Here is a 25,259-nt window from a genome sequence, read left to right on the forward strand (position 1 = left end):
GGGCCTACACGAAAGCCGCGCCTGTCAACGCTTCTACGGCAACTCACGCAGCGTCTCGGCCAGGGCCTCGCGGCGCACCTCTCGCTCGGACTCGAACGCCTCTCGCTGCTCCTCCAGCGCGGCGATCTCCTCCTCCTCGGCCTCGAGATCCCCGAGATAGCGCTGGCCGAGGTCGTTGTCGGTGCCTACCGCCGCCAGGTTGTCACGGATTCGTGCCTGGCGCTCGGCGGCTCGCGTCAGCCGCTCCTCGAGATCCTCCAGCTCGCGCTCCACCTCGGCCAGCGCCCGGCGACGCTCCAGCACTTGCTCGAGATGCGTCGCGGTCTCGCCGTCGGCAGCCTCTCGCCACTCGACAAGCTGGGTCACGCCGGCATTCGCCAGCGCCAGGCTCTGACGCCGCACCCGGGTCTCCCGCGCCACGACCTCACCACTCTCGCCAGGTGCCAGGCTCACTTCCAGGCGATGATGGCCGGGGGTGCTCTCAATCAGGGCCTCGGAGGCGAACTCCCAGCCACTGCGGCGGGGATGCTCGATCACCACCTCCCGGACCTCACGGGCATCATTCTCTACCGCGTAACGCGTCATCCGCCGCGACTGGTGGGTGATCCGCAGGGCACCATCGACGATGACCATGCGCTCGAGCCGCTCCTCGGGGTGGGCGCTCTCGACGATACGCACCTTGCGGTCGGCGGCGAAGCTGGCCAGACGCGACTCCCCGGCGGGAATCCCCGGCAGGTTGACATCACCCACGTGTCCCACTCCGGCGTCATAGACGGTCACCAGACCCGGAGGCAGCCAGGCATCGGTGTCATTCTCCAGGCGCACCGCCGCCACCGGATGACGCTCGCCGCGCTCGGGCTGGTAGAGCGAGACACGGCGGGCCGGCACGGCGGCATCGATATAGGGCAGCGAGAGGGTCCGCCCCGCTGCGAGATCCACCGAGGTGGGGAGACGCCAGATGGCCGTCGTGGCGCTCTCGACCACCTCGGGGCGCGATGCCGGGGCAGACGGCGCCACCGCGCTGCGGCTCACTGCAGCGTCGCCATAGGCCATCATGGATTCGGCCTTGGCACCACGCAGCGCCTCCATGGCACCCTCGTCGGGCCGCACCGGTGCGATGCTGTCGGCAGTGACCGGCACCTCAGTGCGCGTTGGCCAGTAGCGCTCGAGCAGGCGCTGGGTCAGGGTAACCGGGGCACCGCTGGAGAGCGTCAGCGCCACATCGCTCCAGTCGCTGCCGCTGGCATTCTCGATCACCGACCACGCCTGCAGGCGAGCCTTGCCATCGGCCTCGAGCAGCAGTCGGTAGGTACTCTTCCAGACCGGAGCCGCCACCACATAGGTGAGCGACACATCACGTTCGCCCTCGCCCTCGAGGTCGATGGCGATGCGGCGCATCTCGTCGGTGCGGGCGCGACCACTGACCTCGGCGGCCTCGGCCAGGCGCTCACGCAGGTCTGGGTCCAGCACCTCGAGGCGAGCATCGTCGCCCAGGCGCAATGTGGCCACGCCACCCTCTTCCTCGAGCAGCGACAGGGTCTGCACGGCGCGCCCGTTTTCGTCGCCGCCATGCTCCGCGACACCCAGCAGCAGTCCTTCGAGGCGCTGCCCACCGGAGCTCACCCTTACCTTCACCCCTTGCAGGCTATCGGCCAGCCGGGCCACCGAGCCCAGATCCTCCGGACCAAAGGGGAGGCGACGGTAGGTCTCCTCAAGCGTCGCCAGGCCATCGAGGCTGAGTCCCTGAAGGCGTCCCGCCGGGTCACGCACCACCAGGCTCTTGAGCACATCGTTGACCTGCTCCAGGGGCACCTCCAGATAGAGGGTGCCATCTCCCTCGAGACTGGCCCTGCGCTGCACCTCCGCCAGGCCGCCGGAGGAGAGCGTCACCGCCTCGACGGGCAGCCCGGCGGCCATGGCCGAGCCTAGTGGCCATGCCCCGGCCAGCAGGATGACGAGGCGAAGAGAGAGATGGCGACGGCCCCGCTCGGGTAGTGCGTCCCTGACAGTCATATCGACTCCTTGTATAAATTCACCTGACCTTCGACCAGTATCAGGCGGTGATCGATCCCGGGTGGGTCGAAATCTCCGCCATCCAACTGGTGTACGAGGTAGATCGTGGTGCGCCCCTCGAGCCAGGCATCCAGGCGGGGGCTCAGCCGCGCCACGGTGGCGGCATCGAGGCTGGCGAAGGGTTCGTCGAGCAGTACCAGATCGGGGTCCAGCAGGTAAAGCCGAGCCAGGGCCAGGCGTCGCGCCTGGCCACCGGAGAGGCGTCGCCCCCCCTCGCCGACTCGAGTGGCGAGGCCCGCGGGCAACGTCAGCGCCCAGTCGGCCAGCTCGACCCAGGCCAGTGCCGCCCATAACGCCCCCTCCTCCGCCTCCGGTCGGGCCAGGCGCAGGTTGGCGGCCAGGCTGTCATCGAGCAGGTCGATATGCTGGGTCAGCGCAGCCACTCGCCGGCGAAGCGATGCCTCTGGCCAGGCGTCCAGGGCCACGCCCCCCAGCTGGATCTCGCCGGCGCTGGGCGTGAGCTGACGCAGCAGCAGCCCCGCGACACTCGACTTGCCCGCCCCCGAGACACCACACAGCGCCAGCCGCTCACCGGCAGCGAGCTTCAGCGTGAGCCCCTCCAGAGCCGCCAGCGGCACCCCGGGATAGTGCAGCGAGACCCTGTCGATGCTTACCGAAAGAGGACCGGGGGGGGCGTCCCGGCCACTCTTCACCGCCGGCGGCCGAGACGCGGCCCCGCGCAGCCCGTTGAGTCGCCGGGCCGCGCCCCGGGTAGCGCCCAACCAGGTAAAGGCAGCGGGAAGCCCGGTCAGTGCCTCGTTCATGGCCAGCACCGCCAGGGACATCATCACCGCCACCGGTCCGCTGAGCATGTCGGCCTGCCAGGCCGTGGCGGCGAGCCACAGCGTGGTGAGTGCCGCCCCTCCCACCAGCACCGCGACCAGGGCATTGCCCAGCGCCACCAGGGTCCCGAGCCATCGCTGATCCCGATAGAGTTCCGCCTCCAGGGCCTCGATCCGCTGACGATGATGAGCAAGGGCGCCATAGGCTTCCAGCTCCGCCATGCCCTGCATCTGCTCTACAAGACGCCCTCGCAGTGACTCGCGAGTGGTGACCTGGCGCCGACTGGCGACCATTCCGAGGCGCGCCTGGCCGACCACCAGCCAGCCCCAGCCGATCAGCAACGCGCCTCCGACCACGAGCCCCGCCATGGGCGCCCAGAGAGCCAGGAAGCCCCCCAGCCCCAGGATCGCGAGCAGCGCCACCGCGGCCGGCGCCAGCAGCCGCAGGAAGAGGCTGTCCAGGGTATCGATATCGGCGGTCAACCGATTGAGCCAGTCGCTGGCGCGCCGCTCACTCAGGGCGTGCGCATCGAGAGCGGCGATCATCCCGAACAGCCGTCCGCGCAGATCGGCGAGCAGTCGCAGCACCGTGTCGTGGTTGTAGAGTCGCTCCAGATAGCGAGCCACGGTTCGCGTCACCGCAAAGGCGCGGATGCCGCCTCCCGGCAGATAGACGTCCAGCCGTGCAGCCCCCCCTGCGGCCAGCAGCATGCCGGTGAGACCGGTGGCGGTGATAAACCAGCCGGAGAGCGCCAGCAGACCGATGGCCGACAGCAGCGTCACTGCCATCAACCCGGTGCCAGCGGCCAGCCGGCCACGGCGGCGTGCCAGCAGTTGTAGCCAGGGAGCCAGTTCGCCCCACAGGTCACGACGCCCCTCGACGGATTTTCTCATCGGATGCGCTCCCCCTGCTGATCGAGCATGAGCCGCCGGTCGGCCAGTGCCATCAGCGCCGGGTGGTGGGTAGCGATCACCAGGCAGCGTCCCTCGCCGGCCAGCTCCCCCAACGCCGCGATGATATCCGCCTCGGTCGCGGCGTCCAGGCTCGCCGTGGGTTCATCCAGCAGCACCAGCGGGGCATCGCACAGGAAGACCCTGGCGAGCGCCAGCCGTTGAGCCTGACCACCGGAGAGCCCCGCGCCCCGCTCGCCCAGCGGTGTATCGAGCCCCTGGGGCAGGCGTGCCAGCAGCTCGCCCAGGCCGGCACGCTCCAGGGCCCGGCGCATGGCCCACACATCCGACTGCGGTGCCGCCAGGCGCAGGTTATCGGCCAGGCTGCCCTTGACCAGCAGCGGCCGCTGATCCATCCAGGCGTAGCGCAGCCCCGGCGCCATCCGCTGCCGCCCCCGCTCGGGGCCAACGAAGCCCGCCAGCAGCTGCAGCAGCGTCGACTTTCCTCCCCCCGAGGGGGCGCCCACCACCACCACCTCGCCGGGCACCAGGACCAGGTCGAGGGGGCCGAGCACACGGCCGCGTTGGGGATAGCTCACCGTGGCCGCCTCGAGGCGAATCAGCTCCCCCGATACGGCGGCGGGTGGCGCTTCTTCACCGCCACTTCCGCGCAGCTCCTCGACACTCTCGGCGAGCAGCGCCATCAACCCGTCGGCGGCGCCCAGGGCAGCGGCCCGATCATGATAGTGCTGGGAGAGCACACGCAGCGGCTGGAAGAACTCCGGAGCGAGCAGCAGCACCAGCAGGCCGCTGAACAGGGTCAGCTCAGGCGAGGGACCCAGCGTGATATAGCCGAGCAGACCGAACCCGACATAGATCGCCACCACGGCGATGGCCACCGAGGCGAAGAACTCCAGTACCGCCGAGGAGAGAAAGGCCACGCGCAGGGTGCGCAGGCTGCGCCGGCGATAGTCGTCGGCGGCGCCATGCACCTCGGCCGTCGCCTCCTGGGTGCGACCGAAGAGCTGCAGGGTGGTGATCGCCCGGACCCGGTCGATGAAGTGGCCCGACAGCCGCGAGACCGCCTCGAACTGTTCGCGATTGAGGCGCTCGGCCCCCATGCCCACCAGGGCCATGAACAAGGGGATCAGTGGCGCCGACAGCAGCAGGAAGAGCGCCGCCAGCCAGTCGAGCCAGGCCACCGCCACGAGCACGACCAGCGGCTGGAGTATTGCCAGGGCGAGCTGGGGGCGATAACGCGCCATATAGCCATCCAGGGCCTCGACCTGCTCGACCAGCTGGCTGGCCAATGACGCCGAGTGCCTGGTGGAGAGCCCCGCCGGCCCCAACCTGGCCAGATGATCGAGCAGTTCACCGCGTATCCGCCGTCGCAGGGCCAGGCTGGCAACGAGTCCCAGGCGCTCCTGGAGGAACAGCGCCAGGCTGCGTACCAGCAGCAGCGCCAGCATGCCCAGCGCCAGGGGAGTCAACCTCGCCAACGGCGCCTGCGCCACCAGCAGCTCGCTGATAAATCGAGCGAGCATCGCCAGCTGGCCCAGTGTGGCCAGGGCGGCCACCACTCCGGCGACGACCGCCAGAGTCAGGCGCCAGCGCTCATCGGCGGCATAAGCGGCCAGCCACCGGGAGGCCTCCCCGGCGGCACCATGACGACTGCCCACCGACTAGTGGTAGCCGTCGCCGGGACGGACCTTGCCGCGGAATACCCAATAGGACCAGGCGGTATAGGCCAGCACGATGGGAATCACGAAGAGCACACCGATCAGCAGGAAGAGCTGTGACTCCGGGGCCGAGGCGGCGTCCCAGATCGTGTAGTCGGGAGGCACTATCACCGGCCACTTGCTGGCCACCAGGCCCAGGTAGGTGAAGAGGAAGAGTCCCAGCGTCGCGATGAAGGGTTGCCCCTCCTGGCGCCGATGTACCGCCATCAACAGCCAGGCGGCACAGGCCAGTGCCAGGGCCGGCAGCACCCAGATCAGATGAATATGGTCGAACCAGCGCTGGAACACCGCCGGATCCACCAGCGGGGTCCAGACGCTGATCATGGCGAAGGCGGAGAGCACCGCCAGCAGCAGGACCGGAGTGATGCGGTAGGCCCAGCGCTGGATCTCGCCCTCCGACTTGAGGATCAGCCAGGTGGCCCCCAGCAGTGCATAGCCGACCATCAGGCTGATGCCCGTCAAGACCGCGAAGGGCGTCAACCAGTCCATGGCCCCTCCGACGAAGACGAAGTCCTCGACCGGGAAGCCCTCGATATAGGCCCCCACCACGGCGCCCTGGGCGAAGGCGGCGACCGCCGAGCCCCAGCAGAAGGCACGGTTCCACCACACCCGATTGCGTCGCGACTTGAAGCGAAACTCGAAGGCGATGCCGCGGAAGATCAGGCCGGCGAGCATCAGGAAGACACCGATATAGAGGGCCGGCAGATAGACCGAGTAGACCAGCGGAAAGGCCCCCAGTAGCCCGGCCCCACCCAGTACCAGCCAGGTCTCGTTGCCGTCCCACACCGGGGCGACGGAGTTCATCATCACATCCCGAGCCTCCTCGCTCGGCGCGAAGGGGTAGAGGATGCCGAGGCCCAGGTCGAAGCCATCCATCAGCACGTACATGATCACGCCGAAGCCGATGATCACCGCCCAGATCATGGAGAGGTCGAAGGATTCCATATCACTGCCTCCAGGTTGGGGCCGCATCGTCATCGAAGCGGGCATTGGCTGCCGAGAAGGGCCGCTTGGCGTGGGGCGAAGGATCGGCATCGTCACCCGATTCGGGCAGCATGCCCTGGCGCACCACGCGAGTGAGATAGTAGAGGCCGCAGGCGAACACCACGGCATAGACCGTCATGTACCCGATCAGGGTAAACAGTGCCATGCCACCGGTCAGCGACGGGGTGACCCCCTCGGCGTGGGTCATGAGTCCGTAGACCAGCCAGGGCGCGCGGCCCGTTTCGGTCACGAACCATCCGGCCAGCACCGCGATAAAGGGCGTTACGCTCATCAGCCGCAGCACCTGCAGGTAGCCTCGCTGCCGATAGAGGCGGCCGCCACGACGCAGCCACAGCCCCACCAGGGAGACACCGATCATCAGCACGCCCAGACCGACCATGACCCGGAACGACCAGAACACCAGCCATACCGTCGGCTGCTCATCCTCCGGCACCTCGCTGAGACCCGGAACCTCGCCATCGACATGGTGAGTCAGGATCAGGCTGGCCAGGTTCGGAATGCCGATCTCGAAGCGATTGTCCTGGGCCGCCTGGTCGGGCCAGGCGGCCAGCAGCAGCGGCACATTGGTATCGGTCTCCCAGTTGCCTTCCATGGCGGCGACCTTGGTGGGCTGGTGCTCCAGGGTATTGAGGCCGTGGAAATCACCGATCACCGCCTGGGTGGGCGTCAGCACGAGCAGCAGCCACAGGCACATGGAGAGCGCCCGGCGGTTGGCCTCGACATCGCGGCCGATCAGCAGGTACCAGGCGCTGACGCCCGCCACCACGAAGCCACCGGTAACGAACGAGGCCATCACCTTGTGGGAGAAGCGCCAGGGGAACGACGGGTTGAAGATCGCCGCCGACCAGTCGGTGATATGGAACCGGCCATCGATCAGCTCCGCGCCGGCCGGGGTCTGCATCCAGCTATTGGCGGAGAGAATCCAGAACGACGAGATGAAGGTGCCCAGCGCCACCATGATCGCGGCGAACAGGTGCACCCCCTGGGGCACCTTGCCACGCCCGAACAGCAGCACCCCGAGGAAGGCCGCCTCCAGGAAGAAGGCCGTGACCACCTCATAGCTGAGCATCGGTCCGATAAAGTTGGCGGTGGCATAGGAGAAGTTGCTCCAGTTGGTGCCGAACTGGAACGACATGACGATGCCCGATACCACGCCCATGCCGAACACCACCGCAAAGACTCGGGTCCAGAACTGCGCGAGGCGGTCCCAGGCGGGGTGTTCCGTCTTGTAGAAGAGGCCGTTGAGCACGGCAATGTAGGATGCCAGGCCGATGGTGAACACCGGGAAGATGGCGTGAAAGGAGACCACAAAGGCGAACTGCAGTCGCGACAGCAGAAGAGGATCCAGTTCCATGGCGCTTGCCTCGTTACGCTGTTAACTCGAGAAGGTCGCAAGGGGGTGCATGGATGCACGCCTCCTGGACACCTGGGAACAGTCAAAGCCTAGCAGGTCCGAGTGAAACGAGGGCCGCGATCAGTCGGCCACCGCTACCCACTCGGTTTCCTATCAGCATACGCTCATTCACCAGTGACCCACAGTGTAAGAAGCCTTTCAGGGGGGAGTCGCATTGTCGCAGTCGGCGGGTCAACCACCCCCGCCGCTCACCACCAGGTTCACCATCCAGCCGGTGTACCCCAGGAACATCGCCAGCAGCGCCGCCCCCTCGAGGCGGTTGATGCGCCCCTCTCGTCCACGCCAGCCCATGGCGAAGAGCGCCATCATGAGCGTCATGACGGTCATCAGGCTCCAGTCGCGCAGCAGCACCTCGGCGCCCACCTCGATGGGATGAATCACCGCTGCCAGGCCCACCACCCCGAGAGTGTTGAAGAGGTTGGACCCCACCACATTGCCCAGCACCAGATCATGCTCGTTGCGACGCAGCGCGCTGACCGATGAGGCGAGCTCGGGCAGCGACGTACCCACCGCCACCACGGTAAGCCCGATGATCAGGTCGCTGACCCCGAGACCCTGGGCGATGGCCACGGCGCCCCATACCAGGACTCGCGAGCTGACCACCAGCAGTACCAGGCCGACACCGGTCCAGACCAGACCCGCCTTCAGGCTCATGGGGTGAACCGTCAGGCTCTCCTCGGTATCGGCGGCCAGCGGATCCGAGCCCTCGTGGCGGGCACGCCAGATACTCCCTCCCATGAAGGCGGCCAGCAGGACCAGCAGCAAGCCCCCTTCGAGACGCCCGATGACGCCTCCCCACATCAGCAACGCCGACAGCAGTGTCGCGACGCCGAGCACCGGCAGTTCGCGACGCACCACCGAGGAGTGCACCGTCAGCGGCGCGATCAGCGCCACCAGCCCAAGGATCAGACCGATATTGGCGATATTGGAGCCGTAGGCGTTGCCCAGCGCCAACCCGGGGTTACCCTGCCCCGCCGCCAGCGCCGAGACCACCAGCTCCGGCGCCGAGGTACCGAAGCCGATCACCAGCATGCCGATCAGCAGCGGCGACAGCCCCAGGCGGCCCGAGGTTGCCGCCGCGCCATCGACGAAACGCTCGGCGCTCCACACCAGCAGGATCAACCCTGCCACTACCGCCACCGCGGGTAGGATCATCGTCTCGTTCCCGTTACATTCATATGTGCATGTTGAAAAATGGCAGTGCCCGTGGTGACGTGTCACACTTTCCGTTAGCCCACGGCCCGGCGCAGTGTACGCCTGCGCCGCCCTTCGAGTGAAGCCGCGCCCCAGGAGAGATCAGCCCCCTTGGCCACGCCCTCTATTCCCCTTCGCCAACGCCTGACCACCCCGCCACTGCTGCAGGGTGAGGCACCACGCGTCGAGCGCACGCCGCCGGAGAGCCGCGCGCGCCGCCGCCTGCGCGCCTGTCAGGAGTGCGACTGGCTGGTCGCCCTGCCACCACTGCGCCCCGGCGAGAAGGCCGACTGCCCACGCTGCCATCACATCCTGGTGACCCGCCATTTTCGTCCCGTCCAGCGAAGCCTGGCCCTGGCGCTGGCCGCCCTGATGGCGCTGGGCCTGGCCCTGGCCTTTCCCTTCCTCAGCTTCAGTGTGCGGGGCATCGGTAATCGCATCGAGCTGACCCAGACCGCGACGACACTGATCGGCTTCCACCAGCCGATAGTGGGCGGTGCCGTGCTCCTGACCATCGTGGTACTGCCCGCGATCTATCTGGCCGGGGTGATCTGGCTGCAGCTGGGGCTGCTACGCGACACCCCGCTACCGGCCAGCCGAACGATCGCGCGCTCCCTGGCACACCTCACCCCCTGGATGATGGCCGATGTCTTTATCATTGGCGCCCTGGTGAGCCTGATCAAGATCGCCGGCATGGCCGACATCGACCTCGGCGTGTCGTTCTGGTCATTCTGCGCCTTCGCCCTCCTGTTGCTGCTGACCACCCAGTCACTGGATGCCGACTGGATGTGGTTCTCGCTGGCCGGCGAACCGCGTGCACCGAAGGGGGCCCGCACCGGCGAGACCGCGGCCCCTCAAGGCCTCACCGGCTGTCACACCTGCGGGCTGGTCGGCCGCCTCGATGCCCGTGGTCATGGCCAGTGTGAGCGCTGCGGCGAGACACTGCATGCGCGGCGTTCATACAGCCTGCAACGCACCTGGGCGCTGTTGGCAGGCGCGGCCATCATGTATATCCCGGCCAATGTCTATCCGATCATGACCACCACCAGCCTGGGACATAGCTCCCCCTCGACGATTGTCGGTGGCGTCGTCGAGCTGATCGGCATGGGCTCCTGGCCGATCGCCGCCGTCATCTTCATCGCCAGCGTGATCGTGCCGGTCGGCAAGCTGGTGGCCCTGGCCTGGCTGTGCCTGATGGTCAGACGCAGCAGCGAGCTCAATGCGGCGGCCCGCACACGGCTCTATCGAGTCACCGAATTCATCGGTCGCTGGTCGATGATTGATGTCTTCGTGGTCGCCATCCTGGTGGCGCTGATTCGCGCCGGTACGCTGATGTCCATCGAGCCGGGGCCCGCCGCTCTCGCCTTCGGCGCCGTGGTCGTGATCACCATGCTGGCCGCCATGACCTTCGACCCCCGACTGATCTGGGACACGCCGATGTCCTCTGAGACAACGGCGTCTCGGCCACCCCTCCATGGACGACACCCTGAAGGAAGCTCTGGATGAGTGAAGAGACTCCGCGCCATGACGACGCCACCCCGCAGCACCATGCCCGGGCAACGCCCCAGGCACGCGTCTCGCCGATCTGGATCGTGCCCATCGTGGCCCTGTTGATCGGTGCCTGGCTGGTCTACGACAACTATCGTAGCCGTGGCCCGCAGATCACCCTGACCATCAGCAACGCCGAGGGCATCGAGGCAGGCAGCACCCTGATCAAGACGCGCAATGTGGAGGTAGGCCGGGTCGAGCAGGTGCACCTCTCCGAGGACCTCTCGACCGCCGTCATCACCGCTCGCATGGGACCGGACAACGAGGCGATGCTGGTCGAGGATAGCCAGTTCTGGGTGGTCAAGCCGCGGGTGGGGCGCGAAGGCATCAGCGGCCTGAACACCGTGCTGTCCGGTGCCTATATTCAGCTGCAACCGGGCGAAAGCGAGATCGAGGCGCGCGAGTTCGAGGTGAGTGACCAGCCGCCCGTGGCACCCGCCGGGGCCGCCGGCCTGCGCATCAACCTGATCAGCCAGCTGGGCAACTCGCTGCGGGTGGGTGACCCGGTCACCTACCAGGGCTATACCGTGGGCCGCGTGGAAGAGGCCAATTTCGACGCCACCACCCGGCGCATGCAGCATCGCGTCTTTATCGAGGCCCCCTACGCCAGCCTGGTGACCGACAGCACCCGCTTCTGGTCGGCCAGCGGCATCGACCTGCGCCTGGATTCCGAAGGCTTTCGAGTCAATGTCGAATCCTTCGAGGCCCTGCTCGGTGGTGGTGTCACCTTCGGCATTCCCGAGGACCTGCCGCTGGGCGGCACGGTGGCCGCCGACACGACCTTCACCCTCTACCCCGACGAGGACACCGCACGCCAGGGAACCTTCAACCGCTATCTGGAATACGTGCTGCTGGTCGACGACTCCGTTCGCGGTCTCACCAAGGGGGCGCCGGTGGAGTTTCGCGGCGTGCGCCTAGGTACCGTGGCCGCCGTGCCCTGGAACTTTACCGCCGAGCAGCCCGGCGGTCGCAACGGCTTCGCCATTCCGGTACTGATCCGCATCGAGCCCCAGCGCCTGGGCATCGAAAACCAGGCGGTCGACATCGACGAGTGGCGGGAACGCTATGAGCGCTTCTTCGAGCTGGGGCTGCGTGCCAGCCTCAAGAGCGGCAACCTGCTGACCGGAGCGCTGTTCGTGGATCTCAACTTCCACAGCGAGCTGGAGGAGGAGTATTCGCCGCTCACCTTCGCCGAGCAGCGCGTCTTCCCCACCACGTCCGGCGGCTTCGCGCTGATCGAGTCCCAGATCACCAGCCTGCTGGCCAAGCTCAACGATCTGGAGGTGGAGCCCCTGCTGGAGGGCCTCGACCGTAACCTCGCTGCGTCCGAGGCAATGCTCGCGGAGGTACGCACTCTCTCAGCGTCCCTGAGAGAGCTGGTGGAAGCCCCCGGAACCCGCGAGGTCCCGGCCAATCTCAATGCCACCCTGGAGGGGCTGCGCACCACCCTGGAGGGACTCTCGCCCGAGTCATCGGCCTACCAGGAGCTGGTGGGCGCCACCCAGCGCCTGGAGCGGCTGCTGCGTGACCTCCAGCCGGTGGCAAGAACGCTGTCCGACAACCCGCGAGCCCTGCTGTTCGACAGCCTGGATACCGAGGACCCCGTGCCGCGCGCACCACGAGAGTGACTACCCTCAGGAGAGCCTGTATGGAGAGCTTGTAATGATGGCAAGAAGATGGATTGGTGCCGCCCTGGCCCCCCTGCTGCTGGCTGGCACGCTGGGGGGGTGCGCCAGCAGCAAGCCCGCGCCCGAGCGCTACACACTGCCAGCAGCCACTCTGCCCCAAGCCACTATGCCAGAGGCCACTCTGCCAGAGACCGCCCAGCCGGGTGCGGCGGGAGCCGAAACGCGCTATCAGCTGCAGGTTGCCACGCCACGACTCGCCGACTATCTGGATGTTGAGGGCATCGTCATGCAGATCGACGATATCACCCTGGTGGAGGCCCGCGGTCATCAGTGGGCCGAAGCCCTCGGCAAGCAGCTGCAACGCGGCCTGCGCGACCGCCTGGCGCAGCGGCTTCCCGATACCCGGGTACTGCTCGACGGCACGGCCCCCCGCGAGGCACACGCCCTGCGTCTGGCGCTGGAGATCGACCGTTTCCAGGGACGTCACGATGGCCGGGCCATCATCGGCGGCCGCTGGCGCCTGCATGCCGCCGACGGGAGCCTGCTGGCGATGCAGTCCCTGGAGCTCGAGAACGTCCTCGCGGCCGATGGTTATCCCGCGCTGGTCCGCGCCCTGGGCCGAGGCTGGGACAGCGCGGCCGACGAGCTCGCCGCGGCCGTTCGCGGCACACGCCGACAAGAGTAGCTGCGCCCAAGCCCGGAATCTGGCATAATGCGCATCGCGGCACATCAGCGAGTCCCTCCTGCCGCGCCATGACCCCGAATCTTTCACACCCCGGCCCGGGACTGGCTGCGCACGATCGCGCGGCACGGCCGAGGTGTTCTGCGGAGACCGCATGACCTTTTCCGAACTCGGCCTGCGTGCCGAACTGCTGAGCGCCGTCGAGGCACAAGGCTACACCACCCCGACTCCCATCCAGCAGCAGGCGATCCCCGCCGTGCTCAAGGGCGGGGACCTGCTGGCCAGCGCCCAGACCGGCACCGGCAAGACCGCCGGCTTTACCCTGCCGATGCTGCAGCGCCTGGCCGACGGCCCACGTCCCGGCAAGCGTCAGGTGCGCGCCCTGGTGCTGACACCGACCCGTGAGCTGGCCGCTCAGGTGGGCGAGAGCGTGGCCGACTATGGTCGCCTGCTGACCCTGAAGAGCCACGTGATCTTCGGCGGCGTCGGCCAGCAGCCCCAGGTCGATGCCATTCGCCCGGGCCTCGATGTGCTCGTTGCCACCCCGGGACGTCTGCTCGATCTGCAGCAGCAGAAACACGTCGACCTGTCGAAGGTGGAGATCCTGGTGCTCGACGAAGCCGACCGCATGCTCGACATGGGCTTCATTCACGATATCAAGAAGATCCTGCGGGTCCTGCCCGAGAAGCGTCAGAACCTGCTGTTCTCGGCGACCTTCTCCAACGAGATCCAGGCGCTGGCCAACAAGCTGCTCGATGATCCCAAGATGATCGAGGTCGCTCGCCGCAATACCACCGCCGAGCTCGTCGACCAGACGATCTACCGTGTCGACCGCGAGAAGAAGCGCGAGCTGCTGGCCCACCTGATCACCGAGCACGACTGGCATCAGGTACTGGTCTTTACCCGCACCAAGCACGGTGCCAACCGTCTGGCCGAACAGCTCTCCAAGCAGGAGATCCCGGCCATGGCGATCCATGGCAACAAGAGCCAGTCCGCGCGCACCAAGGCCCTGGCTGCCTTCAAGACCGGCGACCTGCAGGTGCTGGTGGCTACCGACATCGCCGCCCGCGGCCTCGATATCGAAGAGCTGCCCCACGTGGTCAACTTCGAGCTGCCCAATGTCGCCGAGGACTATGTCCACCGTATCGGCCGCACCGGCCGTGCCGGCAGCGAGGGCCAGGCGGTGTCGCTGGTCTGCGTCGACGAGCACGGGTTGCTCAAGGGCATCGAGCGGTTGATCAAGCGCGACCTCGAGAAGCGCATCGAGCCCGGCTTCGAGCCCGACCCCAATGCCAAGCCGGAGCCCATCGAAAACGGCCGCAATCGTCGTGGCGGTGGTGGACGCGGCGGTAATGGTAATGGCCAGAGGCGCGGTGGCGGTGGCCAGAACCGCGGGCAAACGCAGGGCCGTGGCGCCGAGCAACCAGCGGGAACGCGTCGCCGGCGCCGCGGAGGCAGTGGCGGCGGTCGTCAGCAGGCCTGACTCGGTAGTAGCAGATAGCATCACAATATGTGAATATATCTCTTACTCTCCTGACAGTGTCACTCAACCATGCTCAAACAACTGTTTGGCAAACAACCTATTGATATCTGGGTTATCAAGCAGGTCGACCATGACCTGCTGCATCTCTGTGGTCGTGGGACCCTGGCCGCCAAGCCGAATCGCAAGGCGGTGATGGCCGCGCTGGCCGAGTCTCGCTACACGGGCCCTGTGACCATGGCCCGTGGTGGTCGAGCCGTGCTCAACGCTCGACTCTTCCAGGCGCTGGTGCCGCTGGATGAGCTACAGCTGCTGTCCGATGGCCGGGCCCGGTGGCAGGGCCGCGACTGGCAGGTTGCCCAGGTTCCCCAGCGCTGCTGGCTCTTCGAGGGTCGCCTGGTGGCCCAGCCCGACCCGCTGAACGGTGGGGGCGCACTGGTCAGCGTAGAGGATGTCACCGATATCCTGCACCAGGTGAAACAAGAGATGCCCCACCATCTTGGCAGGGTGGTCTTTCGGCCCGAGAACCAAAACGAGGAGCATCCTCTCCTGGCCCCCCGCAGGGAAGAGCAGCGCCTGGGACTGCGACCCAAACAGGCCTGGGAGTGGCGCCATGACCGCGACTAGGCGGGACTCCACCGTCAGCCTGGGACTGTTTATCTCCCTGATGGTACTGGTGGGCCTCAACCTGCGCCCTGCCCTCTCCTCCCTGGCCCCGCTGCTGACTCGTGTCCAGCAGGACATGGGGCTATCGCCCTTGGCCATCGGCACCCTCACCACGCTACCGGTTCTCTGCCTGGGGCTGTTTGCGCCCATGGCCCCCTGGCTGGCCAAGCGCCTGGGGCCCGAGCGGGCCCTGGCCGCCGGGCTGATACTGCTGGCCGTGGGACTGGCGCTGCGTGGCATTCCCGTCATCGCCACGCTCTTTATCGGCACGCTGATGGCAGGCGCCGCCATCGGGGTGGCTGGCACCCTGCTGCCGGCGCTGGTCAAGCGCGAGCTCCCCGCGGGGGCCGATCTGATGACAGGCGTCTACACCATGGCGCTGTGCCTGGGCGGGGCCCTGGGGGCGGGCTTGAGCATTCCTCTGGCCGACTGGCTGGGAGCGTGGCATCTGGGGCTTGCCGGCTGGTCGGCGCTGGCGCTCATCGCCCTGGTGGCCTGGCAGACCCTGGCTCCCCGCCGCGATGAGGCGGCGCTGCCCGGCGGCGGCGGTTCGATGCGCGCGGTGCTGACCCAGCCCCTGGCGTGGCAGGTCATGCTGATGATGGGGTTGCAGTCATCCCTGGCCTATATCGTCTTTGGCTGGCTTCCCACCCTGCTGGTGGCCCGTGGCTACGGAGAAGCCGAGGCCGGCTGGATGATGGGCGCCTCGGTGATGGTGCAGTTGCCCGCCGCCCTGGCCGCCCCCTGGCTGGCACGCCTGGGCCGGGATCAGCGTCCCGCCCTGCTCCTGGTACTGACGCTGGTCGCCTCGGGATTCTGGCTGCTGCTGCAGGGGGCACCCTCACTGCGCTGGGTCGGCGTGGTCCTGCTCGGCCTGGGCCAGGGGGGCAGCTTCAGTCTCGCCCTGACGCTGATCGTATTGCGCACTGGCAACTCGCGCCTGGCCGGCAAGCTCTCCGGCCTTGCCCAGGGCGGTGGCTACACGCTGGCTGCCATGGGCCCGCTGGGGGTAGGCGTGATGCTTCAGCTCGACCTGGGGCTTGGCAGCATCACCGGCGTGCTGCTGGCGATCTGTGCGTTAGCGGCCACCTTTGCCCTCTTTGCCGGTCGCAACCGCCGCCTGGAGATCGACAATGATGGCCAGGTGGTCACCCGATAGCGACCAGACGCTCTGATCATGGCCCTGTGCCACCATGATATCGGCCATACGCCACTTACATGATATCGGCCACAGCCACTTAGGAGCCGCCCATGAGCACGCCTGACTCCCGACGGCCTCGTCCCCTGCTGGTGATCTACACCGGCGGCACCCTGGGGATGCAGGAGACGCCCAGGGGACTGGCCCCGGGCGGCAATATCGAAGCCCGCCTGGCACGCGCCCTGAGGGGCCTGCCGGCGGGCAGCGTCGCCGAACTGCCCGCCTACGAGCTGCTCTCCCTATCGAACCCCATCGACTCCAGCGCGGCCACCCCCGCCGACTGGTCGCGACTGGCCGCGATCATCGCCGCGCGCTACCGTGACCATGCCGGCATCGTGGTACTTCACGGCACCGACACCCTGGCCTGGAGCGCCGCGAGTCTCGCCTACCAGCTGCAGGGCATCGACCGCCCCGTGGTGCTCACCGGCGCCATGAAGCCCCTGGAGGCGCCGGACAGCGACGCCGCCGGAAACGTCGCCCTGGCACTGCGCTTCGCCGCCAACCCGGCACTCCAGGAAATCGCCATCGCCTTCGGGGGAAGGCTGCTCCGCGGTGTATGTACCCGCAAGTGGCATACTCGCGATGCCATCGCCTTCGAAAGTCCCAACGCCCCGCTGCTCGGCGAGCAGATCGCAGGCACCGCCAGGCATTATCCCGAACATGGCCTTGACCGAGAGCATGGCCTTGACCAGGAGAAAGATATCGCGCCGCGCTTTGAGCTGCCCGATTATGCGCCGCTTGGCGACGGCGGCGTGGCACGCATCGCGCTGTGGCCTGGCATCAGCACCCGCCAGCTGGCGGCCTGGCTCAACGACCCACGCCTCAAGGGGGCACTGTTCGAGGTGTGGGGAGCCGGCAACCTGCCCGACGATCCTGCCCTGCTGGAACAGCTGACCCGAGCCAGCACTGACGGCAAGCTGATCGCCGCCATCAGCCAGTGCCCCCATGGCACCATCAGCCCGGGGGACTATGCCGCCGGCCAGGGGCTCACCGATGCCGGGGTGCTGGCGGGTGGAGCCATGACTCCCGAGGCGGCCCTGACCAAGCTGGTTCACCTGCTCGCCCAGCCGCTGGAGGATGCCGAGCGGCGACGTCGCTTCCTTGCGCCACTGGTGGGAGAGCGTTAGCGCCACCGACTCGGGAGCGTTGACGCGCCTCAGGCAGAGGGCGCGACAAATGGCTATGGTGGGGGTGCATGATTCGCGGTCACCATCGGCTGACCGCCCCACTGACCCAGCCGGGGACGCCACCATGGAACATCCCGACCACCCCTTCAGCGAACTCTTCGAACAGCTCGGGCTCGCGTCCGATCCCGATTCGATCAAGCGCTTTATCGACCGCCACGCCCCCATCCCCGAGGAGACGGCCCTGCCCGATGCCGCCTGCTGGAACGAAGGACAGGCGGAGTTCCTGCGCGAAGCGATCGAGGAGGATGCCGACTGGGCCGAGGTGGTCGATCACCTCAACGCCTCACTGCGCAAGGGGTGACATCCCACCCGAATGATCGCCATATACGCCGCGAGCCCACTCCCTGGAAAGGGGTGGGCTCGCATCGCCTCTCACCTGCATGACGCCGGTATGAGCGCCTCGCCGCCCATCCCGGCATTGGGGAGAGGTGGCGCCGACTGGCTCTTTACCGCAGCAATCCCCCGTCAGCCGAGATCGCGCATCAGCAGCGCAAACTCGATTCGCTCCGGAGCGATCGCCTCGCCAGGCACCGGGATGCGCACCACATGACCCGAACCGGGGGCGGCGCCGACGGATTCACCGCGCCTGTTCTCGATATGCTCGAGGACGAAACGACGATTGCCACCCGGCAACATCAGTTCCATGCCATCCCCCACCTCGAAGCGGTTCTTGACGTCGATCTCGAGAACGCCGCGATCGGGGTCGTAGCCGATCACCTCGCCGACAAACTGCTGGTGCACCCCCACGGAGTTGCCACGCTCATAGTTCTGATACTCGTCGTGGACATGGCGGCGATAGAAGCCCTCCGTGTAGCCGCGGTTGGCGAGGTTGTCGAGTTCATCCATCAGACGCATGTCGAAGGGACGGCCCGCCACGGCGTCATCGATGGCCCGACGATAGACCTGGGCGGTGCGCGCCACATAGTAGTGGGACTTGGTGCGCCCCTCGATCTTCAACGAGGAGACGCCCATCTCGGTGAGCCGCGGCACGTGCTGCACGGCGCGCAGATCCTTGGAGTTCATGATATAGGTGCCGTGCTCATCCTCGAAGATCGGCATCAGCTCACCGGGGCGTGTGGCATCCTCGATCAGGGCCGAGAGCTCATCCTGCCCCTCTACCCCACCGGCCGTGGCCGTGCTGTGGCGCGTGCTGCCACCGCCCGATGCGATCAATCCGCCCTGGCCGCCCCCCTGGCCCGGTGTCCAGACACCGCTGGCGGCATGGGCCGCGGCCGAGTTGGCCGGCACCAGGTCGCCGGTCTCGTCGTGGGCCGCCGCCACGGTGTTGTACTGCCAGCGGCAGGCATTGGTGCAGGTACCCTGGTTGGGGTCGCGGTGATTGAAGTAGCCCGAGAGCAGGCAGCGACCCGAGTAGGCGATGCACAGGGCACCGTGCACGAAGGTCTCGATCTCGAGATCGGGGCACTCGGCACGGATCTCGGCGATCTCCTCGAGCGACAGCTCGCGAGAGAGAATGATTCGGCTGATCCCCTGCTGCTGCCAGAAGCGGGCCGCAGCCCAGTTGACTACATTGGACTGCACCGAGAGGTGAATCTCCTGCTCGGGCCAGCGCTCGCGAATCATCATGATCAGCCCGGGGTCGGACATGATCAGCGCATCCGGCCCGGCCTCGATCACCGGCTCCATATCGCGCAGATAGGTCTTCAACTTGCTGTTATGCGGCGCAATATTCGAGGCCACGTAAAACTGCTTGCCCCGCTCATGCGCATAGGCGATGCCCTTGTGCAGGTTATCGAGCTTGAAATCGTTGTTGCGCACGCGCAGCGAGTAGCGCGGCTGGCCGGCATAGACCGCATCCGCGCCATAGGCGAAGGCGTAGCGCATGTTCTTGAAGGTGCCTGCGGGGGACAGCAGTTCAGGGGCTTGCATGGGGATCACCGTTGTCAGGACGATGGCACCCTCGACGGCGTCTGGCCGCAGGGATGCAAGGGGATGAAAGGCGCGAAAGTGTAGCAACTCACGCCGATCCTGGCCAGAATCTCCCGTCTTGCGTAGACTAGGCGGCCTTCCGGACCGGACCCCGGCCAAGATCCCGACGCGCCCGACAGATGGTGCGACGGGACGGACAAATTCTCCGACTCATCAGGTATCCCCATGACCCAACCCGACTCCCCGGCCACCGTGGTGATCTACTCCGGTGGCATGGACTCCTATACCGTGCTGCACCGTGCCCTGCGCGAGGGCCGCCGGGTACACGCCCTCTCCTTCGACTACGGTCAGCGCCATTCCCGTGAGCTCGAGGTCGCCCGCCGAGTCTGCCAGCGGCTCGGCGTGCCCCATCGGGTGGTCGACATCACCGCCATCCATGGCCTGATCGACGCCTCGGCACTGACCGATGCCAGCCGTACGCTACCGGAGGCCGACTACGAAGAGACCAGCCTTCAGGACACCGTGGTGCCCAACCGCAACATGATCCTGCTCTCGCTGGCCATCGCCAAGGCCGTGAACATCGGCGCCGACCGGGTCGATTACGGTGCCCATGGTGGCGACCACGTGCTCTACCCGGACTGCCGACCCGAATTCGTCGCGGCCATGCAGGCCGTGGCCGGCCTCGCCCACTTCACACCGATCGCCGTTCATGCGCCCTACCTGCACCACGACAAGGCCGCCATCCTCGCCGATGGCCTGGCCATGGGACTCGACTATGCCGAGACCTGGACCTGCTACCGGGGGGAAGCCCTGGCCTGCGGGCGTTGCGGCAGCTGCCGGGAGCGCCTGGCGGCCTTCGCCGCCAACGGGGTGCGCGATCCGCTGAGCTATTCCCGGCGGCCCGACGCCGCCGCCGATGATCAGCAACCCGACCCCGCCGCCTCCCCGGCCCTACGCTCTGCCACAGGAGATCACTGATGTATCAGGTCAAGGAGGCCTTCTACTCGCTGCAGGGCGAAGGCGGCCAGGCCGGCCGCGCCAGCGTCTTCTGCCGCTTTTCCGGCTGCAACCTCTGGTCGGGTCGCGAGGAGGACCGGGCCCGGGCAGTGTGCCGCTTCTGCGATACCGACTTTGTCGGCACCGATGGCCAGAACGGCGGACGGTTCGCCTCGGCCTCGGCGCTGGCCGACCACCTGGTCGCCCTGTGGCCGGACGCCCCCGGCACGGCCACGCCGCAGGTGATCTTTACCGGAGGCGAGCCGCTGCTGCAACTCGACGACCCCCTGATTGCCGCCATGCATGCCCGCAATTTCGATGTCGCCGTGGAGACCAACGGCACTCTGCCGGCGCCGCCTGGCATCGACTGGCTGTGTGTCAGCCCCAAGGGCACCGCCCCGCTCGTCCAGGCCTCGGGCGACGAGCTCAAGCTGGTCTACCCCCAGGCCGAGGCGCTGCCCGAACAGTTTGTCGACCTGGACTTCCGGCACTTCTTCCTGCAGCCCATGGACACCGCTCCCCGAGGAGTCGTCGGCGACACCCTGTCCGAGACCGTGGCCTACTGTCTGGCCAACCCCCAGTGGCGGCTGTCGCTGCAGACCCACAAGATTGCGGGGATCGACTGATGACACTGTTCGTCAACCGCCTCACCCATCTCGACGTTTCCCTGTGGTGTCCCAGCCGAGGCCTGATCGGCGCCAGCTGGTCCGTGGATGCCGAGCTTGACGGCGAGCTCGGCGAGGATGGCATGCTATTCGACTTCGGCGAGGTGAAGCCGTGGATCAAGACGCGGCTCGACCGGGACGCCGACCACACCCTGCTGGTACCTACCGCGGCCGCCGGCATCAGTGTGCACGACTGCGACGAGGGGCTCTGTGTGCGCACCGAGACTCCCTATGTCATGGAGGTCCGTGGCCCTCGCCAGGCCTTCACCCTGCTGCCCTGGGATGCGATCACCCCGAGCCGACTGGCCGAGCAGCTGGCCGCCGAGCTGTCGCACGAGCCACCGCCGCGGGTTGAGGCCATTCGACTGACACTGCGCGAAGAGACCATCGAGGGGGCAAGCTACACCTATAGCCATGGCCTCAGGCGCCATGCCGGCAACTGCCAGCGCATCGCCCACGGTCATCGCTCGAGACTCCATATTTGGCAGGATGGCCGGCGCCAACCGGCGCTCGAAGCCGACTGGGCCTCGCGCCTGTCGGATCGCTACCTGGTGGACGCGGCCGACGTGACCGAGGGCCTGGGCGCCTCCTCTCTCGGCCGGCTGACCAGCCGTTACACCGCCGAACAGGGGCACTTCATGCTGACCCTGCCTCGGGAGCGCTGCGCGGTGTTGCCGAGCCCGACCACGGTGGAGCATATCGCCGCCTGGCTCGCCGGCGTGATCAGCCAGGAAACCGGTCGGGTGACTCGAGTGCAGGCCTTCGAGGGTGTCGACAAGGGCGCCGTGGCCACGGCCCGGCCATAAGCGAGCCGCTCCACAGTCGCGAGGAGAGCATCATGCAACAGGCACAGGAGACGCCGGGGTGTCGCCCCGGTGCGGGGCATGCTGTATCGCCCCCTCGATCACCTCGCCCATACCCGGCATGCCGGAGGGCAAGCCGGCCGGGACACGCTGCGTACAGCTGGACGAGCATAACCTCTGTCGGCTGTTCAGTGATCCCTCTCGGCCGGCAGTTTGCCGGCTATTCGACTATGACGCCGAACTGTGCGGCCATCATCGCCACCAGGCGCTGGAGCGTATCACGGCGCTGGAGCTATCCACCCGAGAGGCGTGATGCCCTCAGGTATTCGACTCGAAGTGCTGCAGGGTTTCCAGCAACTCCCTGACACGTTGTGAAGAGAAGTCATACTCCGCCATCAGCGCCTCGAGTCGTTGTTCAAACCCTTCGGGGGCCGTTGTCGTCCGAGCCATATCCTCTGCGTCGGAAGGCTCGAGCGCCAGTTCGGAAGCAGGTTCGGCCGCCGGCGTGGTGTCCAGCGCGCGCAGGGCCTCGGCAAAGGCATCGTCGAGTTCCCGGAACTGGCGCAGCTTATCGCGCTCACCCATGGCTTTGCGTGGTGTCTGTTGTTTCATTGGTGGTCATCTTAAAGCGGGCGAAATGAGGCGTGCATGGCACATCGCCCGATTGGAGAAGCGTCGATTATACTCGCATTCAGCGCGCTCGCTAAAGCCATCATGCTCCACACGCCAGAGCCAGCCCCTGGGAATGGCTCCAGCCCAGCGGCTCGCCCTCCCGTTCAAGAGCAGACTGCGGCCTGATGGCGGGATACACGAACGGCGCCCACAGGCGCCGTTCGCAAGAGCCGGTCTCTGCCGTTCACGCCAGAAACCTAGTCTTCAACACGCACCAGCCAGGACTCGACGGTGTCGGGACCGAACTCATCCTTCCACGCCTTGAGAGTCTTCTGGTTACCACCGCGAGTCTCGACGACTTCTCCGGTATTGGGGTTCTTGTAGATCTTCAGCTTGCGCTTGCGACGCGTGCCGGTGGAAGCGGTTGTCGCCGCCTTGGTCCCGGAAGTTGCCGGCTTGGGATCGAGCAGTGCAATGACCTCGGCTGCACTCTTGCCATACTCCTTCATCAGCGACTCGAGCTTTTCCTTGAACTCGAGCTCGCTCTGTAGGCGCTTATCATTTTGCAGCTTATCAAGATTTGCCTGGAGCTCCTTCAACTGCTGCTCCATCTGCATATATTCGTTAAGAAGAGACATGGGAAGTTTCCTTGGAAATTACGACGGGATGCAAGGGATGTATATTATGCGCGTTAATCTCGATCCTTGGCAATAGTCTGGTTGAATTGATTAGCCAGTACAAGCCGTCGCAATTAAATACTTCCACCGACACTCAAGCTCAACAGTAGTGGCAAGCAAATAAATCACCAGGATGATGAACTCTCCTTGGCAAATAACTTTACGAGTTCATGGCACCACTATTAAGCAGAGACCCCGAGAGGCCGGAGCTCGCCCATCATCTCGATCATCGAGAGGGGAAATATCTCGTATAAAAAAACCGCCGCCCCGTAGGGCGGCGGTCTTGGCGGATCGGAAAGCGTTATCCGATCAGTCCTGACCCATCTGCTGCTTGATCAGGTCACCGATGGTGGTCGGGCCACCACTCTCGGGAGCCTCTTCACGCAGCTTCTTCAGGTTCTGACGAGTGTCGTCCTGATCCTTGGCCTTGATGGAGAGGTTGATCTGACGGTTCTTGCGATCCACACCGATGATGCGAGCCTCGACGCTGTCACCCTCGTTGAGGACGTTGCGAGCATCCTCGACGCGGTCGGCGCTGATCTCGGAGGCCTTGAGCACGGCGATGACATCGGTCGCCAGCTCGACCTGGGCTTCCTTGGCATCGACCTCGATCACACGACCGGTCACCACAGTGCCCTTGTCGTTCACGGCCAGGAACTCGGCGACCGGATCGGTATCCAGCTGCTTGATGCCCAGGGAGATGCGCTCGCGTTCCGGATCGATGGAGAGGATCACGGCCTCGGCCTCGTCGCCCTTCTTGAACTGGCGAACCGCTTCTTCGCCGGTATCGGTCCAGGAGATGTCGGAGAGGTGCACCAGGCCATCGATGCCGCCTTCCAGGCCGATGAAGATACCGAAGTCGGTGATCGACTTGATGGTACCGGCAACGCGATCGCCCTTGTTGTACGTGGCGCTGAAGGTCTCCCACGGGTTGGCGGTGCACTGCTTGATACCCAGGGAGATACGACGACGCTCCTCGTCGATGTCCAGCACCATGACGTCCACGTCGTCGCCGACCTGCACCACCTTGGACGGATGGATGTTCTTGTTGGTCCAGTCCATCTCGGAGACGTGAACCAGACCCTCGACACCCTCTTCCAGCTCGGCGAAGCAGCCGTAGTCGGTGAGGTTGGTGACGGTGGCGTGAACCTTGGTACCTTCCGGGTAACGATCCTTGATGTTGACCCACGGATCCTCGCCCAGCTGCTTCAGACCCAGAGACACACGGTTGCGCTCGCGGTCGAACTTGAGGACCTTGACGCTGATCTCGTCACCCACGGCCACGATCTCGCTCGGATGCTTGATACGCTTCCAGGCCATGTCGGTGATGTGCAGCAGACCGTCGACGCCACCCAGATCGACGAAGGCGCCGTAATCGGTGAGGTTCTTGACGATACCCAGGATCTGCTGGCCTTCCTGCAGAGTCGCAAGCAGGGCCTCACGCTCGGCGCTGTTCTCGGCCTCGAGGACGGCACGACGGGAAACGACAACGTTGTTGCGCTTCGGGTCGAGTTTGATGACCTTGAAGTCGAGCTCCTTGTTCTCGAGGTGCGTGGTGTCGCGCACCGGACGCACGTCGACCAGGGAGCCCGGCAGGAAGGCACGGATGGAGTCGACATCGACGGTGAAGCCACCCTTGACCTTACCGTTGATCACGCCCTTGACGATCTCGTCCTTCTCGAAGGCAGCTTCCAGCACCTTCCACGCTTCGGCACGCTTGGCCTTCTCGCGGGACAGGCGGGTCTCGCCGAAACCGTCTTCAACGGCTTCCAGGGCGACGTGGACCTCGTCACCGACGGCGATGGCCAGCTCACCGTTCTCGTCACGGAACTGGGCCGAGGGGATCTGACCTTCGGACTTCAGGCCGGCATTGACGGTAACCCAGTCACCCTCGATGTCGACAACGGTAGCCACGACGATGGCGCCCGGCTCCATGTTGATGTCCTGGAGAGACTGTTCAAAAAGTTCAGCAAAGCTTTCGCTCATGATGTTCCTACGTGATCAACGTTAAAGTGCGGCAGGGCCGCTTCCTCCGCACCACCAGCGAGTGCGGGCCTTATTCACCAAACCCCCGGAGATGTTGGCGCTGGTTCGACCTGGCTCGGCTCTCGGCAAACGGTGCCGAGCCA

At 66.3% G+C, this 25,259-nt stretch carries 22 protein-coding genes; 12 read left to right on the forward strand and 10 right to left on the reverse strand.

What is annotated here, in order from left to right:
• Positions 1-33: 33 nt before the first annotated feature.
• The 6 genes from IOC61_RS01635 to IOC61_RS01660 all read right to left on the reverse strand — a co-directional run bounded on the left by IOC61_RS01635 (position 34) and on the right by IOC61_RS01660 (position 9,059).
• Positions 34-2,013 (reverse strand): DUF4139 domain-containing protein, encoded by a 1,980-nt coding sequence (locus IOC61_RS01635; protein ID WP_195687148.1) that lies wholly within the window; start codon positions 2,011-2,013, stop codon positions 34-36.
• Entirely contained in the window at positions 2,010-3,749 is a 1,740-nt protein-coding gene (gene cydC / locus IOC61_RS01640; RefSeq protein ID WP_195687149.1) for a thiol reductant ABC exporter subunit CydC, read from the reverse strand. The genes IOC61_RS01635 and cydC overlap by 4 nt, the downstream gene beginning before the upstream one ends.
• Positions 3,746-5,425 carry a thiol reductant ABC exporter subunit CydD gene (gene cydD, locus IOC61_RS01645; RefSeq protein ID WP_195687150.1) on the reverse strand — a complete coding sequence of 560 codons (1,680 nt, stop codon included), beginning with the start codon at positions 5,423-5,425 and terminating at the stop codon, positions 3,746-3,748. Before cydD ends, cydC begins: the two co-directional genes overlap by 4 nt.
• A 3-nt stretch (positions 5,426-5,428) precedes the next feature.
• Positions 5,429-6,430: a cytochrome d ubiquinol oxidase subunit II gene (gene cydB, locus IOC61_RS01650; protein ID WP_195687151.1), complete on the reverse strand. Its 1,002-nt coding sequence runs from the start codon at positions 6,428-6,430 to the stop codon at positions 5,429-5,431.
• 1 nt (position 6,431) lies between these two features.
• Positions 6,432-7,844 (reverse strand): cytochrome ubiquinol oxidase subunit I, encoded by a 1,413-nt coding sequence (locus tag IOC61_RS01655; protein ID WP_195687152.1) that lies wholly within the window; start codon positions 7,842-7,844, stop codon positions 6,432-6,434.
• Between the two features lie 231 nt (positions 7,845-8,075).
• Positions 8,076-9,059, reverse strand: coding sequence for a calcium/sodium antiporter (locus IOC61_RS01660; protein WP_195687153.1), 984 nt, complete (start codon positions 9,057-9,059; stop codon positions 8,076-8,078).
• Between the two features lie 198 nt (positions 9,060-9,257).
• On the opposite strand from IOC61_RS01660, the gene IOC61_RS01665 reads away from it, so the two are divergent.
• From IOC61_RS01665 to IOC61_RS01700, 8 genes are all read left to right on the forward strand, one after another.
• Complete coding sequence (locus tag IOC61_RS01665) at positions 9,258-10,604, forward strand: paraquat-inducible protein A (protein ID WP_229332867.1); 1,347 nt, start codon at positions 9,258-9,260, stop codon at positions 10,602-10,604.
• On the forward strand, positions 10,601-12,274 hold the full coding sequence (gene pqiB / locus IOC61_RS01670; protein ID WP_195687154.1) for an intermembrane transport protein PqiB: 1,674 nt from the start codon (positions 10,601-10,603) through the stop codon (positions 12,272-12,274). Before IOC61_RS01665 ends, pqiB begins: the two co-directional genes overlap by 4 nt.
• A 34-nt stretch (positions 12,275-12,308) precedes the next feature.
• Entirely contained in the window at positions 12,309-12,959 is a 651-nt protein-coding gene (locus IOC61_RS01675; protein ID WP_229332853.1) for a PqiC family protein, read from the forward strand.
• A 151-nt stretch (positions 12,960-13,110) separates the two neighbouring features.
• Entirely contained in the window at positions 13,111-14,439 is a 1,329-nt protein-coding gene (locus tag IOC61_RS01680) for a DEAD/DEAH box helicase (RefSeq protein WP_195687155.1), read from the forward strand.
• A 69-nt stretch (positions 14,440-14,508) separates the two neighbouring features.
• Complete coding sequence (locus IOC61_RS01685) at positions 14,509-15,063, forward strand: hypothetical protein (RefSeq protein WP_195687156.1); 555 nt, start codon at positions 14,509-14,511, stop codon at positions 15,061-15,063.
• Positions 15,050-16,261, forward strand: coding sequence for an MFS transporter (locus IOC61_RS01690; RefSeq protein WP_229332854.1), 1,212 nt, complete (start codon positions 15,050-15,052; stop codon positions 16,259-16,261). The genes IOC61_RS01685 and IOC61_RS01690 overlap by 14 nt, the downstream gene beginning before the upstream one ends.
• A gap of 92 nt (positions 16,262-16,353) precedes the next feature.
• Entirely contained in the window at positions 16,354-17,427 is a 1,074-nt protein-coding gene (locus IOC61_RS01695) for an asparaginase (RefSeq protein ID WP_195687157.1), read from the forward strand.
• A gap of 124 nt (positions 17,428-17,551) precedes the next feature.
• A complete protein-coding gene (locus tag IOC61_RS01700) occupies positions 17,552-17,788 on the forward strand; it encodes a DUF2789 domain-containing protein (RefSeq protein ID WP_195687158.1) in 237 nt (78 codons plus the stop codon).
• A gap of 164 nt (positions 17,789-17,952) precedes the next feature.
• Here the strand turns inward: IOC61_RS01700 and yegQ are convergent, their stop codons facing one another.
• On the reverse strand, positions 17,953-19,377 hold the full coding sequence (yegQ, locus tag IOC61_RS01705; RefSeq protein ID WP_195687159.1) for a tRNA 5-hydroxyuridine modification protein YegQ: 1,425 nt from the start codon (positions 19,375-19,377) through the stop codon (positions 17,953-17,955).
• A gap of 225 nt (positions 19,378-19,602) precedes the next feature.
• On the opposite strand from yegQ, the gene queC reads away from it, so the two are divergent.
• The 4 genes from queC to IOC61_RS01725 are packed head-to-tail and all read left to right on the forward strand — an operon-like array spanning position 19,603 to position 22,154.
• Complete coding sequence (gene queC / locus IOC61_RS01710) at positions 19,603-20,355, forward strand: 7-cyano-7-deazaguanine synthase QueC (protein WP_195687160.1); 753 nt, start codon at positions 19,603-19,605, stop codon at positions 20,353-20,355.
• A complete protein-coding gene (gene queE / locus IOC61_RS01715; RefSeq protein ID WP_195687161.1) occupies positions 20,355-20,999 on the forward strand; it encodes a 7-carboxy-7-deazaguanine synthase in 645 nt (214 codons plus the stop codon). Before queC ends, queE begins: the two co-directional genes overlap by 1 nt.
• Positions 20,999-21,844 carry a 6-carboxytetrahydropterin synthase gene (locus IOC61_RS01720; protein ID WP_195687162.1) on the forward strand — a complete coding sequence of 282 codons (846 nt, stop codon included), beginning with the start codon at positions 20,999-21,001 and terminating at the stop codon, positions 21,842-21,844. Before queE ends, IOC61_RS01720 begins: the two co-directional genes overlap by 1 nt.
• 58 nt (positions 21,845-21,902) lie before the next feature.
• The gene (locus tag IOC61_RS01725) at positions 21,903-22,154 is read left to right on the forward strand and encodes a YkgJ family cysteine cluster protein (protein ID WP_195687163.1); all 252 of its coding nucleotides are present in this window, start codon (positions 21,903-21,905) and stop codon (positions 22,152-22,154) included.
• 5 nt (positions 22,155-22,159) lie between these two features.
• On the opposite strand, the gene IOC61_RS01730 is transcribed toward IOC61_RS01725, so the two are convergent.
• The 3 genes from IOC61_RS01730 to rpsA all read right to left on the reverse strand — a co-directional run bounded on the left by IOC61_RS01730 (position 22,160) and on the right by rpsA (position 25,116).
• On the reverse strand, positions 22,160-22,453 hold the full coding sequence (locus tag IOC61_RS01730; protein ID WP_229332855.1) for a hypothetical protein: 294 nt from the start codon (positions 22,451-22,453) through the stop codon (positions 22,160-22,162).
• Between the two features lie 257 nt (positions 22,454-22,710).
• Positions 22,711-23,091: a histone-like nucleoid-structuring protein, MvaT/MvaU family gene (locus IOC61_RS01735; protein WP_195687164.1), complete on the reverse strand. Its 381-nt coding sequence runs from the start codon at positions 23,089-23,091 to the stop codon at positions 22,711-22,713.
• Between the two features lie 348 nt (positions 23,092-23,439).
• Positions 23,440-25,116 carry a 30S ribosomal protein S1 gene (rpsA, locus tag IOC61_RS01740; RefSeq protein ID WP_195687165.1) on the reverse strand — a complete coding sequence of 559 codons (1,677 nt, stop codon included), beginning with the start codon at positions 25,114-25,116 and terminating at the stop codon, positions 23,440-23,442.
• Positions 25,117-25,259 lie beyond the last annotated feature (143 nt).

Origin of the sequence: Halomonas sp. KAO (genome assembly GCF_015595025.1) — a bacterium.
Taxonomy (GTDB): domain Bacteria; phylum Pseudomonadota; class Gammaproteobacteria; order Pseudomonadales; family Halomonadaceae; genus Halomonas.